This is a genomic window from Rossellomorea sp. NRS-1567 (assembly GCF_050467885.1).
GTDB lineage: Bacteria > Bacillota > Bacilli > Bacillales > Bacillaceae_B > Rossellomorea > Rossellomorea aquimaris_C.
Genome location: NZ_JBITPL010000014.1, coordinates 33,114 through 50,858, shown reverse-complemented (window position 1 = coordinate 50,858; position 17,745 = coordinate 33,114). Strand labels below are relative to the sequence as shown.

Here is a 17,745-nt window from a genome sequence, read left to right as displayed (position 1 = left end):
CTATCATTCACCTGCTTCTTGCCGCAATACTTCAGCTAGAATCTCGACTCCTGCATACAAGTCTTCCAACGAGCTATGTTCCTTTGGATGGTGGCTGATTCCTTTTTCACAGGGAATGAATACTAAAGCAGAAGGCCATTTGGCTGCCATATTCATGACATCATGCCCTGCCCCGCTATCCATTTCAAACGTGTTGTACCCCAGGGTTTCCCCTGCTTGTTTGACTCTGGCTGTCAGCTTGTCATCTAATAGAATAGAAGGATTATCTACAAGAGTTTCTACGTTTATTGTAACATTAAATTCATTCTCTAAGCTTCGACACTGTTCAATTATTTTATCAGCCATAGATCTCTTTAGGTCATCGTCGACGGAACGAATATCGATTCCCGCTTCTGCATGACCGGGGATGACATTCATGACGTTCGGTTTTACATTGATCGTGCTGACTGTTGCTACTAGTGGTTTCGAGGACCGGCTTGATAGCTTTTCCGCCTCTTGGGAAACAAATGTGATAAGGGGAGCAAGAGCCACAAGGGCGTCCGTCCGTTTCCACATTGGTGTCGTCCCCGTATGACCCGCCATTCCTTTCACCTTTACCTTCAAACGGATCGGACAGGCTACACCCCGGACAATTCCAAATTGAGCACCATGATCTTCGATTTGGGTCCCTTGTTCAATATGAAGTTCGATGAAGGAGAGGATTTCTTCTTTTGATCGTTCAGCTTTTTCAATGGATGACCAGTCTAGGCCCGTTGATTCCACGGCTTCTTTAATGCTGACCCCGTGGCGGTCTCTTACGTTTTCTACTGATTTATCAAGAATTCCGGCCACGCTCTTACTTCCCAGGGTAGAAACGCCGAAACGTGCTGACTCTTCAGAGGCAAAACAGGCCACTTCAATGGAGTAATGGGGTTTGAAACCACGGTCTTTTAATGCTTTTACGGCTCCGAGTCCACATAGGACACCGGCTGCCCCGTCATAACCTCCTCCATTTTCAACCGTATCAAGATGAGATCCGGTCATGACAACTTGGCCGGTAGCCCCTTCCCACCTGGCAAATAGGTTCCCTGCCCGGTCCCTCTGTACGGATAGCCCCAATGTTTCTGCAACGCTGCGAAACACATTCATGGAAGCAGTCTCTTCCTTGGAATATCCTAATCTCGTAAATCCATCGGGCTGTTCCATCGTCTCAACCAGATTTAATGCTTCTAGAGTTTTTCCTAACCATTCTTTCAACTCGTAACCTCCTCTTTTAGGTGGGATAATTTTATAATAAGACGTGCGAAGGCATCCACTGCAACGGTTAAGACCCCTTCTTCAAAATCAAATTGATGATGATGATGTCCATTTTTCAATCCGGTTCCGAATACCATGAAGGTTGCTTTGCCACCTTGATTTTGCACCTCATTCATCATATAAGTAACATCCTCTGATGCCTTTAAAGATAAACCATCATGAATTTCGGATATAAATGGACTTTCCTCGCCCACTTCCTTTAACCATTGAATCCATTCAGGGTTACATGCTGCTTCAATCGTCTCTCCCACCACATCGATTCCAGTTTCCACACCATAAAGGTCTCCCGAGGCTTGAAGGATTCGCAGAGCTTCTTTTTGCATGTAATTATTGATGGCAGTCGTTTCCCCTCTTGTTTCCATTTCAAGATGAGCTTCATCGGCAATGATGTTTCTGCCTGCTCCCCCTTGAAGCTTCCCGACATTGATCCTGGTCGCCCCGTCAGAATGGCGTGGGATATTGTAAAGGTGAAGACTTGCTGCAGCAGCTGCCAATAAAGCATTCTTCCCTTTTTCAGGCTCGAGACCTGCGTGGGCCGCTTTTCCTTTATAAGTGACGTTGATTTTGGAGGAAGCCAGAAATGAATGAGTTGTAGCATACACTCGCCCAAGCTTTGTATCCCGTATGCCGATATGACCGCTTGCAAAATAATCGACATTCTCCAGCCAACCTTTTTTCACCATGGCTTTTGCTCCCCGTCCACCTTCTTCAGCTGGCTGGAAGAGAAGAGTGAACCTCCCAGAAAGTTGGTCTTTGTATGCCGACAAGAAGCTTGCCACACCAAGCCCGATGGCAGCGTGACCGTCATGACCGCAGGCATGCATGATTCCTTCATTTTGGGAATGAAAGCCTTCTTTCGTTGGAAGGTGGTGATCAGGATCATTCGCTTCCTTGATGGGCAGGGCATCGATATCAAAACGGAACGCCATATGAGGACCGGGCTTTCCTGTATCAATTGTGGCAGCTAATCCTGTATGCCCGCCTTTCATTTTGTCGAGCCAGCTCTGTTCCACGCCTTCTTTTATGGCACGTTCTTCTTGTTTGGTTATATAGTTTTGTGAGGGAACCCCCATTCGTTCCATGGACTCCAGTGCATCTTTTCCAAGGTGAATCGTGAAGCCGAGGTTGATTAATTCTTTTCCGATCAGATAGGTGGTGACATATTCAGTGAATCCCAGTTCGGGTTTCTGATGAAAGGTGCGTCTGAAGGAAGTGAGTGACGGCGAGATATCATTGATAAAATGTTCCAAAGTGCTCATCTTTCAGGACTCCTTTGTTCAAGCTTTTTCAAGGTATCCAGTGCAAGCTGGGCCATCACTTCAACCCCTTTAGGCAATGCACTTTCATTTAATTTAAATCTAGGATCATGGAGTGGGTATTGAGGTTCTGTATCCTTCACAGATGTACCCATCCAGTAGAAGGCACCTGGATATTTCTTCAGAAAACGGGAGAAGTCCTCTCCGCCAAGAGACGGTGAGACCACAGGCGCAGCTTCTTCTCCGAGTACTTTTTGGGCAGCGTTACGCACTTCATCCGCCCATTGAGGCGTGTTGACCGTCGCGGGATATCCATCTAAATAGTCGATGGACATGTGGGCCCCGAAGCTTTTCCCGACTCCTTCAATGATGGAGTGGAAACGGTCCTTCACCATTTCTTTCACTTCCGGCTTGAAGGTTCGAATGGTTCCCTCAAGGATGACTTCATCCGCAATGACATTGTAGCGATAGCCTCCTTCGATTTTTCCGATGGTGAGGACGGCAGAATCAATGGGATCTGTATTTCGGCTCACGATCGTTTGAAGCTGAGTGATCAGGTTGTTGGCAATAATGATGGCGTCATTGGACTGATGAGGCATGCTCGCGTGTCCTCCAGAACCTTTGACAGTAATCTTAAAGCGGTCCGAAGCCCCCATGATTTCATGATGGAGAACCCCGATTTCCCCGACAGGCAGGTCCGGCCAAACGTGCTGCCCGAAAATGACGTCAGGCGTATATTCGTCGAATACCCCGTCGTCCATCATTTGCTGAGAACCTCCTACAGGGGCATTCTCCTCCGCCGGTTGGAAGACAAGGAGAATCGTACCTGCTATTTCCGATTTCAGTTGATTCAATACTTTTCCTGTACCAACGAGCATGGCAGTATGGGCATCGTGACCACAGGCATGCATTTTGTTGTGGATAGTGGATTTGTAGGCTAGATCATTTTCCTCCTGGATTGGCAGAGCATCGATATCCGCTCTTAGTGCGACCGTGCCTCCTGGCTTTTCTCCTTGTATGATACCGAGGACTCCTGTTTTGGCATAGCCCGTTTTAAAAGGGATACCTGCTTCCGATAATTTTTCCTGAATTTTTTTTGATGTTTCAAATTCCTCTCCACTGACTTCAGGGTATTGGTGAAGATGTCTTCGTAATTCAATGACTTCATTCTCTACTGTTTGGACAAGCTGCTTTAACTTCATGAAAAATCTCCTTTTTCGGTCGAATGATTATTAAGGAAAAATTCCTTAATAATACCGTTAATAGATATATTCGATATTAACTTGGAAAATCCTATGTGGATGTAGAAAGTTTTTAGAAATTTGTTTTTTAATCAGCAGCAACGATGAAATTTTTTTGAAGGTATTACTGACAGGATTTTTACAAAGCGGGAGATATGCGGATGTTGGACAGCTAAGCTGAAAATAGAAAGATGGCATATAAATCCCAATCGGCAGGCATCCCTTGACATCCAACTTCTAATACCAGGCTCAGAACCAATTTCCACCATATTTTCCTCACAATCCCCATCTTTTCTCCACTATACATAATGCATTTCTTTAAAAATTTGTTATAATAGAACATCGTAAGAGTAATAAGGAACAGAATCCTAAGATTATATCTTGCAAATATATATCGATAGGTGGAAATAAACATGAAAAATTTTCGAGTACTACTGTATTACAACTATGTAGCCATTGAGAATCCTGAGGAAGTTACGGCCCAGCATAAGGAATTGTGTAAGGAGCTTGGCCTAATGGGACGTATTCTGATCTCATCTGAAGGAATCAACGGAACATGTTCCGGTACGATCGAACAGACGGATGCTTATATGGAAGCGATGAGACAGGATCCTCACTTCGCGGACACTGTGTTCAAAATTGACGAAGCTGATGGTCATGCCTTCAAGAAATTGAAAGTGAAGCACCGTCCTGAACTTGTGACACTTCGTCTAGAAGATGATGTGAATCCGAATGAACTTACAGGTAAATACCTTGACCCAAAGGATTTCTTTGAACAAATCCAGCAGGAGGATACGATCCTTCTTGATGCACGTAATGACTATGAATATGAACTGGGACACTTCAGAGGAGCCGTGAAGCCCGATATCGAAAACTTCCGTGATCTTCCGAACTGGGTCCGCGATAATAAAGATAAATTGGAAGGCAAGAAAATCATCACGTATTGTACAGGTGGTATCCGCTGTGAAAAATTCTCAGGCTGGTTAGTGAAAGAAGGCTTCGAGGACGTAGCGCAACTGCACGGTGGAATCGTAACTTATGGCCAGGACCCTGAAGTAAAAGGTCAGCTATGGGACGGTCAGCTATACGTATTCGATGAGCGTATCGGTGTTCCTGTCAACCAGACAGAGCATGTCGTTGTCGGAAAAGACTACTACACAGGTGAACCTTGTGAGCGCTATGTAAACTGTGCCCACCCGCCTTGTAACCGAAAAATTCTTTGCTCTGAAGAAAACGAGCATAAGTATATGAGAAGCTGCTCTGATGAATGCCGCAAGAGCCCCGAAAACCGCTACATTAAAGAGCATGGTTTGACGGAGGAAGAAGTGGCAGAGCGTTTGGCAGTGATTGAGAATGAGAAAGAGACTGAGACGATCTAAATAATACTATTGAAAAGCACTGGCTGAAAATTCAGCCAGTGCTTTTTTATACTTTGGAGTTTTTCTATTATGGTCTTCCACAAATACCAAACAATGTGCATAACCAGTTTTTCAATTTCTTGATAAAGTCGAAGAAATCATCCTGCCAGTCTCCATCACCTGAATCATCCTGCTGTACTTCCTGAATGATTCTGCCTTCTACTTTTGGAGCCACTTTTTTGTTTTTAGCTAAATAGTCAGTGAATACTTCGTAGTCCACCTGGTACAACTCTGTCATCCGACCTTCATCTTTAGCTGTTTTGAACATGGTATACCCGTCTCCACCATCTGCTGTAAAGGCATTTGTGGCTACTGTATACATCTTGTCGGTTTCGATTTTTTCAAAACCATTATCTGTTTTCACTTCAACAAACCAAACTCTTTCTCCAACCGGTTTGTTTATATCATACTTGAAGTTGATTCCTGATACTTGAAGGAATCGCCCTTCACCTGTTTCTACCCCGCTTACACCATGTTCAAGAGCATCTAAAAGTTCCTGACCGGTTAAGTCGAGTGTCACAAGATTATTTCCGAATGGCATCGTGGTTAAAACTTCGCCTAATGTAATCTTGCCTTTATCGATGGATGCGCGGATACCGCCCCCATTTTGAAGACCGATATGTGTCTTAACGGACTCATTTGCTTTTGCTACCATGGCGTCAGCAATGAGATTACCGAGATTCGTTTCCTTCGTACGAACATCAGCACGTTCCCCATTTAGAGCTACCTTCGTCTTACCCACTACTTCATTTTTAATCTCTTCCAGAGGAGCCTTGAATTCATTTACTTTCGCAAGTGCCTCTGCATCCTCTTCGTATGTTTCCAGATCGAGGACCTCACCTTCATGGCTAGTAACGACACCCTCAGCATTAAAGGTTACATCCAATAATCCAAGTAGATTTAAATATTCACCAGCTTGGACAATCAGTGTAGGTTCTTCTTTCTCAACCACTACCGGCTCTTCTAATACGGTGTGAGAGTGCCCGCCAACGATAACATCGATTCCATCAACAGCTTCGGCCATCTCCAGGTCATGTGAGTAACCCAAATGAGAAAGAACGATGATTTTATTTACACCTTCATTTTGAAGCATTTCAACCGTAGCAGTAGAATTTTCAGCAGCATCTTCGAATACGACGTTTTCCCCGGGACTTGATAGGAATTCAGTTTCTGGAGTCGTTAATCCAAAAATACCCACTTTCTCTCCATCTACTTCTTTGATGATGGCTGGAAAAATATTGCCACCTTCACCAGGAGTGCCTATTTCATTCTTCATTAGTGGTTCTAACTCTTCATCCCCTGTAACAGTAACGTTTGAGGAAACCATCGGGAAGTTCATTTCTTTAATAAAGTCGGCTAATGTTTTAGAGTCTTTATCAAATTCATGATTCCCTAATGTCATGGCATCATAGCCAAGTTCATTCATGAACCAGAGATCTGCAAGACCTGAATATTGACGGAAGTAAAGAGTTCCTGAGAAGACATCCCCAGCATCTAATAACAAAGCATTCTCTTTCTCGGAACGCACCTCGTTTACAGCTGTGAACAGTCGAGGATATCCTTCCACATGGGCATGCGTGTCATTTGTGTGCATGATGGATAAATCAAACTCAGTCGATTCTTCCGGTGCTGCTTCTTGAACGATCCGTCCTTCAACTTCAGGTGAGATCGGGCTGTTCTTTTCAAGGTAAGATGTGAACACCTCAAAATCTACAACGAACAATTCTGTTTGACGGCCGTCTTCTTTTGCCTCTTTAAACATGGTGTATCCGTCTCCACCATTTGCAGTGAAAGCGTTAGTAGCAACAGAATACATCATTTCGGGATCTAGTTCTTCAAATCCATTGTCTGTTTTCACTTCAACAAACCAAACACGTTCGCCTGCCGGCTTGTTTACATCATATTTATAGTTAATTCCTGATACTTGGAGGAATTCACCTGGTGCGTCTGTACCTTCAACCCTTGCTACACTGTGCTCAAGAGCATCCAAGATTTCTTTACCAGTTAAATCAAGTGTAACTAGATTATTGCCAAACGGCATCGTCGTTAAGACTTCTCCAAGAGTGATGTCACCAGCGTCGATTGAAGCCCGGATCCCACCACCGTTTTGAAGACCGATGTGTGTTTTCACAGACTCATTTGCTTTTGCAACCATACCGTCTGCAATTAAGTTTCCTAAGTTCGTTTCTTTTCTTCGTACGTCTGCGCGTTCCCCGTTAAGGACAACTTCTGTGTTTCCTACCACTTCTCTCTTTAATTCCTCAAGTGGTGCCTTATATTCCTGAACTTTCGCTAGAGCTTCGGCATCTTCCTCGTAGTTTTCAAGGTCCAGCACTTCGCCTGTATGGCTCGTTACGACACCTTCTGCATTGAATGTTACATCCAACAAACCAAGCAGGTTTAAGTATTCACCAGCTTGAACTATAAGGGTCGGCTCTTCTTTGTCAATGACCACCGGTTCATCAAGAACAGTATGAGAGTGGCCACCAACGATGATATCAAGACCATCTACCTCTTCAGCCAGCTCTAAATCATTTGAGTATCCCAAGTGAGAAAGAACGATGATTTTATTTACCCCTTCATTCTCAAGCATTTCGATTGTAGCCGTTGATTTTTCAACTGCATTTTCAAAAACAACATTGTCTCCAGGGTTAGAGATAAATTCTGTATCAGGTGTTGTTAATCCAAAGATTCCAACCTTTTCCCCATCTACTTCTTTGATCATCGCCGGATAGATGTTTCCACCTTCACCCGGAGTCCCGATTTCATTTTTCACCAGTGGCTCTAAATCTGCGTCACCTGTTACAGTAACGTTGGACGAGACCATTGGGAAGTTCATTTCTTTAATGAAGTTAGCAAGTGTCGCTGAATCTTTATCAAACTCATGATTCCCCAAGGTCATGGCATCGAAGCCAAGCTGATTCATGAACCAGAGATCTGCAAGACCTTCATATTGACGGAAGTACAGCGTACCTGAGAATACATCACCAGCATCCAGCAACAGTGCATTCTCTTTTTCGGCACGAATTTCGTTAACCGCCGTGAATAATCGAGGATATCCTTCTACATGTGCGTGTGTATCATTCGTGTGCATAATTGAAAGGTCAAACTCATCATTACTTTCAGCAGATAGATCAAACTTCCCTACAAACGGGTCATGATCACTTGCCCGTCCATGCTCTTCCATATACGGAGAGTTAAAGTTTACGATATCGTATTCCGCACCCGCAGCAAGACGGTTAGAAACTAACATGTGATCTAAGACTTGTGCATTTCCTTGATACGTGTACGTATATCGTTCGCTAACAGGAAGAGTCTCAACAAGATTCGTCAACACATCACCTTTAAGTGTTTGCAGAGGTGCTGAGTATTCAAAATCATTTAAATCTCCCATAACGACTACATTAGCGTTTTCATTCTTCTCATGAATATCTGCTACAAAGGAATTAACAATTTCAGCGATTTGGAGACGCTGCTCTTCACTTCCTAGTACAGGTGGTTGATTCTTGCCGAATAATGGCTGGTCTCCACCTTTAGAGTTAAAGTGATTATTGATGACGATAACGTCTTCACCATTAAAATTGAACTGTGCAGCTAATGGTTTGCGGCTATCATCGAATGCAGGATTTGTTGGATCGATTCTTCCTGGATTCAACGTTAAAGCACCGTCTTCATAAGCTACTGCAGTAGTCGCATCTCCTTTAGTTCCTTCCGCTAAGGTTACACGCTCGGGATTATATAAATAACCGACGCGTATATTCCCCCCTGGAACCCCACCATCTACTTTATTTTCAGGAGCGACTTCCGTCCACGCATAAGTAGGACCGCCAAAACCGGCAATCGCATCACTTAATGCTTTATAGTTGGCATCCGCCTTTACAACACCATCATCCGTTGTACCACTCTCATCTAATACTTCCACTAAGCCAATTATGTCAGGAGAGTTTAAATTCTCCACCATTGATTTAGCAAGCTTGTCGCGTTTTTCAGTATCAGAAGCAGCAAAGTTTTCAATGTTGTAACCTGCGACCGTCAACTTGTCTTCTTCTTTTTCAATCGTTGTGACTTCCGGTGTGAATTCACGTTCGGATAGTGCAGGCAGATTCTCTTCATTAACCAATATCTTAAAGTTACTGAAACCGTAACTTACAACCCCTGTTACAGTTCCATTGAATTGATCTCCTGTTTTTGCAACATAATCACGGTTATCTAATAATAAGAACATTCTCTCAGGATTTTGATTTTCTTTCGTTAAAAGCGGTGCGCCTTCTTTTGTATACGCCTTTCCGTCTACTTTTTCAGTAATGACAGGAACTTCGCCATACTTTTGAGGTCCTGTAACGGTTGGGCTATCCAGAGATACACGCATCCCCTCTACACTTTCATAAAAATCGATTCCATCCTGCCCGGGATCAAATTCACTGAATTGATCATTGTCGATCACTTCTGTTGGAGGAATTAAATCCTCCCCCATCACAAGAGATTCTGGAAGTTCATTGTCAGCAGAAGTGACAATCACATTTCCATACTGTGCGTTGATTTCAGTCATCGCAAGGTCTGTATCAAGCTTTTCAGAGTATCCATCCAATACCCACTCTTTTACTTGTCCATCAACCGATACGGCATCCCCCACGTTTACACCATGAGCTGGCTTATAAACAAGTAAAGCTTCAGATGTTTTATCATTATCATCTGGTTGAGCATCCTGCATGTAGAAATTACTTGCATCCACAACGTGGGTGACAATCCCCTCTACACCTTTTACTTTTTCTGAATTGTAAGGTGATGCATGTGCTTCACCTTGAATATCATGAATCCGCAAACCTTCAATGCCTTCATATGGTGTTGGCTCATCGGGCTGTTCACCTTCGAAGGACATAGCTGTAGCATCTTTTAAACCTGGAACCGTAAAATAGGTTGCAAGGTTTCCTGTAATGATGACTTTTTTGCCGATATTGTCCGGGTTTGTCATGAGGCCAAATTTTGCCCGGAAAGCAGAAGGCAATTGAACGGGAAGAATTTTGGAAGGATCCGTCTCATCCACACTATCTGCAATGACGAAATTGGTGTCTCCAGCAAACGGAGCTTCAAAATTATAACTGTTAGTACCTGTTGTATGCCCAACAATATACCCCGTAACAGTTCCTGTACCTGTATTATTCTCAATTGCTTCCTGAACCGTTAAATAATCGGATGCAGAAGCAACTGAACCAATAGGAGCAATATAACTGACAAGCATTGCCAGAATCGTTGTCAGGATTAACAACTGTTTTTTAACTATTTTCAACCTGGTTCCTCCTCATATTGTATGATTGTGAAATAAGCCTATGTATCTATCAAATCGCCTATCTCACTAAACCTGCTTTTAGTCTTTTTTCTATGGCACCAATACCTCCGAAGGTCTTGAAAGCGCTTACTTTTAATTATGTCCATTTCCTTTGGAAAGTCTAAATCCGTGCCAAAATACGTAGATTCGTGAAGCTTATTTATTAAAATCTACCTATTTAAAACACCTCCACCATTCAATTACACTTAGTTCAAATTATGTAGAATAATGTAAACCAAGTACTTCTTAAATATATCACTTTTTTGTCGAGGATTAAGGAATTATAAAAAAATTTACAAAAATGAGACAATGGATTCATATTATATTAATATGAGGTGACGGAATGGGATCGTCACTCTCTTTGGGATGTAGATAATCTTTGTTAAATAGGTATAAACACCCAGTAATATACTTAATCATACACATAAAATGTTATTCTTCTTAGATGAGACCATAATCAGAATGAATACTCCCCTGTATACATTCTGTCCAATACTAATAAGGTTTATTGGGTATCTTTAAGGCTATCATGGTCTCCATTCACCTAACAAATAACTTACTAAAACAAAAAGGTGTTTGCAGAGTTTTCCCTGCAAACACCTTTTCGACTTTTATACTTTATATTCTATTCCACTACAATGATATCACTATTCACATAATCTTCCTGTTCACCTTTTTTCGCATTCACGAAGAAATAGTAACTTCCAGGAGCCAGATTCTGCCCATTAATTTTACCATCCCATTTCAAGGTGTTATATTCTTTTGTAAGATTTGTAAATACAGGTCCGTCCCCGATATAAGCGAACGGGTCAGCACTGTAAACCCAGATGACCGCTTCTTCTGCTCCGCCTGGAAGGTAAACTTCTAAATCATAACCTTCGTCGGTTTTTGTAACGTCTAAACTGGTAATTCGAGGGTAGTCCGGCTCTTTAACGAAGAGAATCGTAGGTACTTCAAATGAAGATTCTCCATCAGAAACCTGTATCGTTCCTTCGTAGTAACCAGGGTCTAACTTACCTGCATCTACTTGGACATGTAGATTTACCTTTTTCGACTGTTTACCATTCACTTTAAGATTTTTGCTTGTCGAAACTTTTATACCTTTGGGATCCCCTTCAAAGTTCACATCAAAGCTGTACTTTTTCTTTTTACTGGATAAATTTTTGACTGTAAAATGCTGCTTTTCAACTTGTTTTCCTTTGTCTTTACTGAATACACCAAAAGAGTGACTTCCAGGTGACACAAGGGTTTCCGTATTGAGTGCATCCAGAGGTCTGATACTGCCCGTTCCTTGAGTATTATGAGGATATTGGACTCCCTCTGCATCAAATAAGTTTTCAGATGTATTCATCAGTGATGATTTAATATCGTCTACATTCCAGTCCCCATGAGCTTCAAGTAAAAGCGCAGCAGCCCCTGCTACGTGTGGAGATGCCATACTTGTACCTTGATAAGAAGCATAACCATAAGGATTTTCAGGATTATGAGTTGGAACAGTGCTTACAATGTTCACCCCGGGAGCTGAAACATCAGGCTTGATCATCCATGTATCCATAACAGGACCACGAGATGAGAAATCAGCCATTGTTTCCCCGATTTCACGAGCAAACTCCAGTTCAAATGAAACTTTGTTATTTCCTTTTTCCAATTCAGAAAGCATTTTATTACCATCTTCTAAAGACATCTTAATGGTCGGTACTTCCATACCTGGAATTTCAAATGTGAATTCTCCCGGTACGTTATTATAGATGATCGCTCCTGCTGCTCCTGCAGCATTTGCATTGGCTGCTTTATCAACAAAAGGATATGCTCCACGGCTGATAAGAGCAATCTTACCTTCTACATCTTTTCCTGCAAAATCCTCTGGTCCGCCTAAACCGACATCGACAAATTCATATTCATTCCCATCAAGGGATAATAACTCCTCGTCACTCGGGAAGCCCATTACTTTATCAGATTCGTAGGTTACACCACCAGTTGTCGTTACTTCAGACGTGTATACATTGTAAGGCAGCTGAGTCGCTCCTACAGAAATGGCATCACGTGAAGTACCTGGCGAACCGACTGTCCAATTATCAGGACCTGAGTTCCCATTTGATGTAACAGCCACTACCCCTTCAGCCATTGCCCAATCCAGTGCAATACTCGTTGCCCAATCTGGATTATTCAAGCTGTTTCCAAGTGATAGATTCATAACATCTGCCCCGTCCTGAACCGCTTTTTCAATGGCTGCAACAACATTTTCTGTCGTTCCGCTGCCACCCGGCCCTAGAACACGGTATCCTAATAGAGTAGCATCAGGTGCAACTCCTTTAATATTTCCATTCGCCGCTACTGTCCCAGACACATGAGTTCCATGAGCCGTTTCTTCTCCACGAGGGTCCCCGATGGGTGTTTCTTGTGGATCTCCGTCATTATCGACGAAATCCCAACCTTTATAATCTCCGAATGCCTGATTTAAATCGGGGTGTGTATAATCAACCCCTGTATCAATGACTGCAACGGTTACTCCTTCTCCGGTATACCCGGCATCCCATACCTGATCGGCTCCAATGAAGGGAGCGCTATTAGCCATTTCAGGATGATAAGCGTCCTGTTCAATGGAAATCCCTTCAGACCCTGTCACTGTATATGTAACATCAGGATACACTGCTTTTACTCCAGGTACAGATAATAGGTTTGGAATTTCATCAGCAGCTACTTCTAAAGAAAATCCAGAGAAAACATAATCGTATTCACGTTTAACTTTGCTCGATTTTGTCACTCCTTTAACATTCTTCTTTACTTTGTTTCGTGCGTTTGTCAAATTCGATTTGGATTGTTTTTTCCCTTTATGTTTTGATTCGACTAAGGATTCTTCCTCTATTTCAACAATTACGGTGGTAGACTTTGAAGATGATGTATCGATATTTCCGAAGATTTCGGCTAAATCTGGTGGTGTTTGAGCTTGAGGTGTCTTTGCATTCGAGTTTGCCATTGCCCCTGATCCAAAGATGGAAAGAATAAATACCAGAACGATTGAAATGATAGATGCTTGTGAAAACCGTTTTTTCATAGTAAATCTTACAACTCCCTTTTCTTATAAAATAGTATTACCAAATGACTCTTAACCCTCCTCATCCCATTTAAAATACACAACTCTAATAGTAATTCACCTAACAAAACTCAATCCCTTGAGCAAAAAGACCCATTATTTAGAATTAAATGTAATTATATATAGGGACGGACCTTCATATTCAGCGGAAGCCCGTCCTCAGAACATACTACTTTTAAATTGTCGCTAGAGAGGTCCGTCCCTCTTCCCTTTTCCACTCCCACCCTATACACTTAAAGAAAATATTACGATAAAGGATGGTTGGATGAATCGTTTTGTTGAAATGGTCGAGCCTTATTTTTTGAGTGAAGATGCGTTTGTGCAGAGATATGCGATAGAAATGTTGGAGGACACCTATTTAGTTGATGGGGATACATTTTTGACCGGTTTGAAAGCTGTTGACCGCGGGCCGATATCGGAATTCTCCTCCCCGGTTCTTCCATACTTAATGTACATGCCATTGAATGAGGATGGGATGATAGAGGTCATCGATCGTTTAAACCGGCTGGACAAAATGGATGATGATCGGCTGTTCTATACCCAGCTACTGCTAAACGCTGATACCAATTTGGTGATTGCACAGAAGAATGATGTAAAACGCTTTGTGGATGAAACCCAATTAGCAGAAATCGTGAAGCTGCCTTCTTTAACGATTGAGGAACTCTATCAGGAGCTGGCGAGCATCACCGTTTACTTGGATAATGATAGATATAACCAAGCCCACTATGATCATGGTAAGAGAATCATCAGGGAGTTGATAAAAAGGAACGGGATTGAAAGCTGGGAAGTACAGAATGGTGTAAAAGAAAATGAAGAGGAAGAAGACGGGTTTGGTTTTGACGGGATATACACCGTTTATTCGGCTGGTGAACTTCGTGAAGAAAGCGTCGTCCCTCAGTTAGTGAATCTCTTTAAAGATGAAGATGAAAGTGATTTATTATTCGAGGAAGTGGTCAATGCCCTGGTGAAAATAGGAACGGAGCAGGTGGTACGTGAGGTTGAAAAAGTAGCAATTTACGGAAATACCTATTTCTACACCCTGGACGTACTTGGAAGAATCAAAACCAAAGAAGCGGAAAATGCTCTCTTGAGATTATTTGACCAAACAAATGATATAACCGCTAAAACACTGATATCAGATTATTTATGCCACCAGCTATCAACGGAAGGGATTTCAAAAATCGAAGAGTTCATCGAGGAAGGCTATGATGAAGGAATGCTTTGTCTGGAAGAATCCCTCTATGTCAACTGCATCATGAATGGGATCGATCATCCAAAGCTTGCTGCCTGGAGGAGAATCATTGAAGAAGTGGAACACCCGTCATTGGATGACCAACCACTTCTCGTTCCTCAACTTGCCCATATCGGGGACAAAATAGGCCGCAACGATCCCTGCCCATGCGGCAGCGGAAAAAAATACAAGAAGTGCTGTCTATAAAATGAGGGACGGACCTCCGCATTTTGCGGAAGCCCGTCCCTTTCACATTCTTCTATTTAATATTTTGATTAGAGGTCCGTCCCTCCAGCCACTCTACTCCATCCACTCAGGCTTACCAAAGCCTTTAAACTCTTCGTCGATGATTTTTTCGAATTCGTCTGCTTCGACGACTGCTTTGATGTCTTTCGCCAGTTGTGAGTCAACGTCCTTCGTATTTACAACCACTCGGTTTCGATACTGATCAGGCATGTCCTCCAGCTGAAGTGCATCAAGTAAGTCCATGTCGGCAGCGAGTGCGTAGTTTCCTGGAACCGCAGATAGATCAACACTGTCAACGGCTCTTGGAAGCTGTGCTGCTTCGATCGGTTTGAACTGCAGGTTTTTCACGTTTTCAGCAATGTCTTTTTCTGACACAGTCAATGGATCTGTATCCGGTTTTAACGTGATCAGCTTAGCATCCTCCAGAATCTGAAACGCCCGTGCTGCGTTCGTCGGATCGTTTGGAATGGCAATGGCACTGCCTTCTTTGATGTCTTCAATCGAATCAAACTTCTGTGAGTAGATTCCCATTGGAGCCGTTGGTACGACAATCACTTCGGATAAATCCATGTTATGTTGTTTCGCAAAGGTTTCCATGTAGATTTTATGCTGGAAAAGGTTCGCATCCAGATCTCCCTGGGCCAGCGCGTTGTTCGGTTGGATGTAATCACTGAATTCTTTCACTTCCACCGTGTATCCTTTTTCTTCAAGTCCTGGCTTAATCGCTTTTGTCACCATATCACTGTATGGTCCGGATGTCGCTCCGATGGTTACCTCTTTTTTATCTTCTGCGCTTGAACTTGCTTCGTCCCCGCCGCAAGCTGCAAGAATGCTCATTGTTACCGCTAATGCTACGAATAAAATCCACTTTTTCACTTGTTGTTCCCCCTAGAGTAGTTATCGTTTATCGACTAATCGTGCAAACACATCACCCGTATATTGGATGAGTTGAACTAAACAAATTAAAATGACGACGGTCGTGATCATCACCGTGTTGTCATATCGGTAGTACCCGAAGCGGATTGCCAGGTCCCCGACTCCGCCTCCACCGACGATGCCGGCCATGGCTGAATAGGCGACTAAACTGATCGTTGTAATCGTAATCGCCTGAATCACCGCCGGTCGCGCTTCCGGTAACAGCACGCCCTTAATGATCATCCAGGGGCTTGCCCCCACTGAAACCGAAGCTTCGATCACTCCTTTGTCAATCTCCCGGAGCGATGTTTCTACCATTCTCGCAAAAAACGGAACTCCCGCAACAGATAGGGATACGGAGGCTGCCGTCGGTCCAATCGTGGTACCGGTCAATAGTTTGGTTAATGGTAAGAGTGCGACTAATAGAATGATGAACGGAACCGAGCGCACCATATTGACGACAAATCCAACGACCTTTTTGATCAAACTATTTTGTAAAAACAAGCCTTTGTCTGTTACGAAAAGAAGAATCCCGAGGGGTAATCCCACTAAAATCGCAACTCCCAGTGAAATCCCCACCATATATACCGTTTCAAAAAAGGCTTTATTCAATTCTGGTAAAATCGCTGTCAATGAATCAGGCAGCATTCTCAAGCACCTCCAAGCTTTGCGTCTTCAACGTGATATACCGGATCGCGGCTTCGACTTCGTCATGGGAGCCGATCAGTTCCATGATAAAAATCCCCAGTGGCACTTCCTGAATATATTCAATCTTGCCGTGAAGAATATTGCCTTGCACTTTGTATTTCTGGAACACTTCTGAAACGACGCTTTCCTCTGCGATTGATCCTTTGAATTGGATTTTGATCAGCTTTCCTTTTCTTGATTCCACGAGGTGCGGCGGGAGTTCAAATTGAAGGATCGTTTCAATGAATTGCTTCGTTAAAGGCTGCTTCGGTTCAGCAAACAGGTCGTATACTGGACCTTCCTCCACGATTTTCCCGTCTTGCATCACGGCCATCCGGTCGCAGATTTCTTTCACCACTTCCATCTCGTGGGTGATGAGAACGATCGTCAAACCCAGTTCTTTGTTAATTTTTTTCAATAGCTTCAAAATCGATTTCGTCGTATTCGGATCGAGTGCCGATGTCGCTTCATCGCAAAGTAAAACCGATGGATTATTCGCAAGGGCCCTTGCAATCCCGACTCTCTGCTTTTGTCCTCCGCTGAGTTGAGCAGGATAGGCATCGGTTTTATCTGAAAGACCGACCATCTCAAGGAGCTCGACGACCCTGGTCTTGATCTTCGCTTTTGGTACTCTGGCCGCTTTCAAGGCAAAAGCCAGATTGTCAAAAACCGTTTTCGATTTAATCAGGTGAAAATGTTGAAAAATCATGCTCGTTTTTTGACGGGCGAGTCTTAATTGTTTGGACGTGAGCTTCGTGAAATCCTGTCCATCAATGATGATTTCTCCTGATGTCGGGGTTTCTAATAGATTCAGGCAGCGAATGAGTGAACTCTTCCCCGCTCCACTGTATCCGACGATTCCAAAGATCGCCCCCTTTTCGATCTTTACGGAAACATTATCGACACCGACCACCGTTTGCTTTTTTGTACTGTAGGTTTTAACTAGATTTCGAATCTCAATCAATGTGCACACCCCTTTTTTTGTCCAATAAAAAATGCCTCTTTCAACTGAAAGAAGCATCGCCTGTTTATCTC

Annotated in this window: 10 protein-coding genes; 2 read left to right on the top strand and 8 right to left on the bottom strand. The window is 43.1% G+C overall.

What is annotated here, in order from left to right; all coding sequences use genetic code 11:
• Positions 1-3 precede the first annotated feature (3 nt).
• The 3 genes from ACIFOD_RS08160 to ACIFOD_RS08150 are packed head-to-tail and all read right to left on the bottom strand — an operon-like array spanning position 4 to position 3,754.
• Positions 4-1,236 (bottom strand): M20 family metallo-hydrolase, encoded by a 1,233-nt coding sequence (locus ACIFOD_RS08160; RefSeq protein WP_430314217.1) that lies wholly within the window; start codon positions 1,234-1,236, stop codon positions 4-6.
• Positions 1,233-2,555 (bottom strand): amidohydrolase, encoded by a 1,323-nt coding sequence (locus ACIFOD_RS08155; protein ID WP_430314216.1) that lies wholly within the window; start codon positions 2,553-2,555, stop codon positions 1,233-1,235. Before ACIFOD_RS08155 ends, ACIFOD_RS08160 begins: the two co-directional genes overlap by 4 nt.
• Positions 2,552-3,754: a M20 metallopeptidase family protein gene (locus tag ACIFOD_RS08150; RefSeq protein WP_430314215.1), complete on the bottom strand. Its 1,203-nt coding sequence runs from the start codon at positions 3,752-3,754 to the stop codon at positions 2,552-2,554. The genes ACIFOD_RS08155 and ACIFOD_RS08150 overlap by 4 nt, the downstream gene beginning before the upstream one ends.
• Before the next feature lie 452 nt (positions 3,755-4,206).
• Between ACIFOD_RS08150 and ACIFOD_RS08145 the strand changes: the two genes are divergently transcribed.
• Positions 4,207-5,172: a rhodanese-related sulfurtransferase gene (locus ACIFOD_RS08145; RefSeq protein WP_430314214.1), complete on the top strand. Its 966-nt coding sequence runs from the start codon at positions 4,207-4,209 to the stop codon at positions 5,170-5,172.
• A 67-nt stretch (positions 5,173-5,239) separates the two neighbouring features.
• On the opposite strand, the gene ACIFOD_RS08140 is transcribed toward ACIFOD_RS08145, so the two are convergent.
• Positions 5,240-10,498: a 5'-nucleotidase C-terminal domain-containing protein gene (locus ACIFOD_RS08140; RefSeq protein WP_430314213.1), complete on the bottom strand. Its 5,259-nt coding sequence runs from the start codon at positions 10,496-10,498 to the stop codon at positions 5,240-5,242.
• Between the two features lie 664 nt (positions 10,499-11,162).
• Positions 11,163-13,592, bottom strand: coding sequence for a S8 family serine peptidase (locus ACIFOD_RS08135; RefSeq protein ID WP_430314212.1), 2,430 nt, complete (start codon positions 13,590-13,592; stop codon positions 11,163-11,165).
• A gap of 304 nt (positions 13,593-13,896) precedes the next feature.
• On the opposite strand from ACIFOD_RS08135, the gene ACIFOD_RS08130 reads away from it, so the two are divergent.
• On the top strand, positions 13,897-15,069 hold the full coding sequence (locus tag ACIFOD_RS08130; protein ID WP_430314211.1) for an SEC-C metal-binding domain-containing protein: 1,173 nt from the start codon (positions 13,897-13,899) through the stop codon (positions 15,067-15,069).
• 93 nt (positions 15,070-15,162) lie between these two features.
• Here the strand turns inward: ACIFOD_RS08130 and ACIFOD_RS08125 are convergent, their stop codons facing one another.
• The 3 genes from ACIFOD_RS08125 to ACIFOD_RS08115 are packed head-to-tail and all read right to left on the bottom strand — an operon-like array spanning position 15,163 to position 17,674.
• Positions 15,163-15,945, bottom strand: a complete 783-nt coding sequence (locus ACIFOD_RS08125; RefSeq protein ID WP_430314404.1) for a MetQ/NlpA family ABC transporter substrate-binding protein — start codon at positions 15,943-15,945, stop codon at positions 15,163-15,165.
• A gap of 60 nt (positions 15,946-16,005) precedes the next feature.
• Positions 16,006-16,671, bottom strand: a complete 666-nt coding sequence (locus ACIFOD_RS08120; protein ID WP_430314210.1) for a methionine ABC transporter permease — start codon at positions 16,669-16,671, stop codon at positions 16,006-16,008.
• Positions 16,661-17,674, bottom strand: coding sequence for a methionine ABC transporter ATP-binding protein (locus ACIFOD_RS08115; RefSeq protein ID WP_430314209.1), 1,014 nt, complete (start codon positions 17,672-17,674; stop codon positions 16,661-16,663). The genes ACIFOD_RS08120 and ACIFOD_RS08115 overlap by 11 nt, the downstream gene beginning before the upstream one ends.
• Positions 17,675-17,745: the final 71 nt, after the last annotated feature.

Bases quoted from the DNA above. Each gene is read 5' to 3' on its own strand.
- ACIFOD_RS08145 (WP_430314214.1), top strand. From the start codon at position 4,207: ATGAAAAATTTTCGAGTACTACTGTATTACAACTATGTAGCCATTGAG.
- ACIFOD_RS08125 (WP_430314404.1), bottom strand. From the start codon at position 15,945: ATGAGCATTCTTGCAGCTTGCGGCGGGGACGAAGCAAGTTCAAGCGCA.
- ACIFOD_RS08155 (WP_430314216.1), bottom strand. From the start codon at position 2,555: ATGAGCACTTTGGAACATTTTATCAATGATATCTCGCCGTCACTCACT.
- ACIFOD_RS08130 (WP_430314211.1), top strand. From the start codon at position 13,897: ATGAATCGTTTTGTTGAAATGGTCGAGCCTTATTTTTTGAGTGAAGAT.
- ACIFOD_RS08120 (WP_430314210.1), bottom strand. From the start codon at position 16,671: ATGCTGCCTGATTCATTGACAGCGATTTTACCAGAATTGAATAAAGCC.
- ACIFOD_RS08150 (WP_430314215.1), bottom strand. From the start codon at position 3,754: ATGAAGTTAAAGCAGCTTGTCCAAACAGTAGAGAATGAAGTCATTGAA.
- ACIFOD_RS08135 (WP_430314212.1), bottom strand. From the start codon at position 13,592: ATGAAAAAACGGTTTTCACAAGCATCTATCATTTCAATCGTTCTGGTA.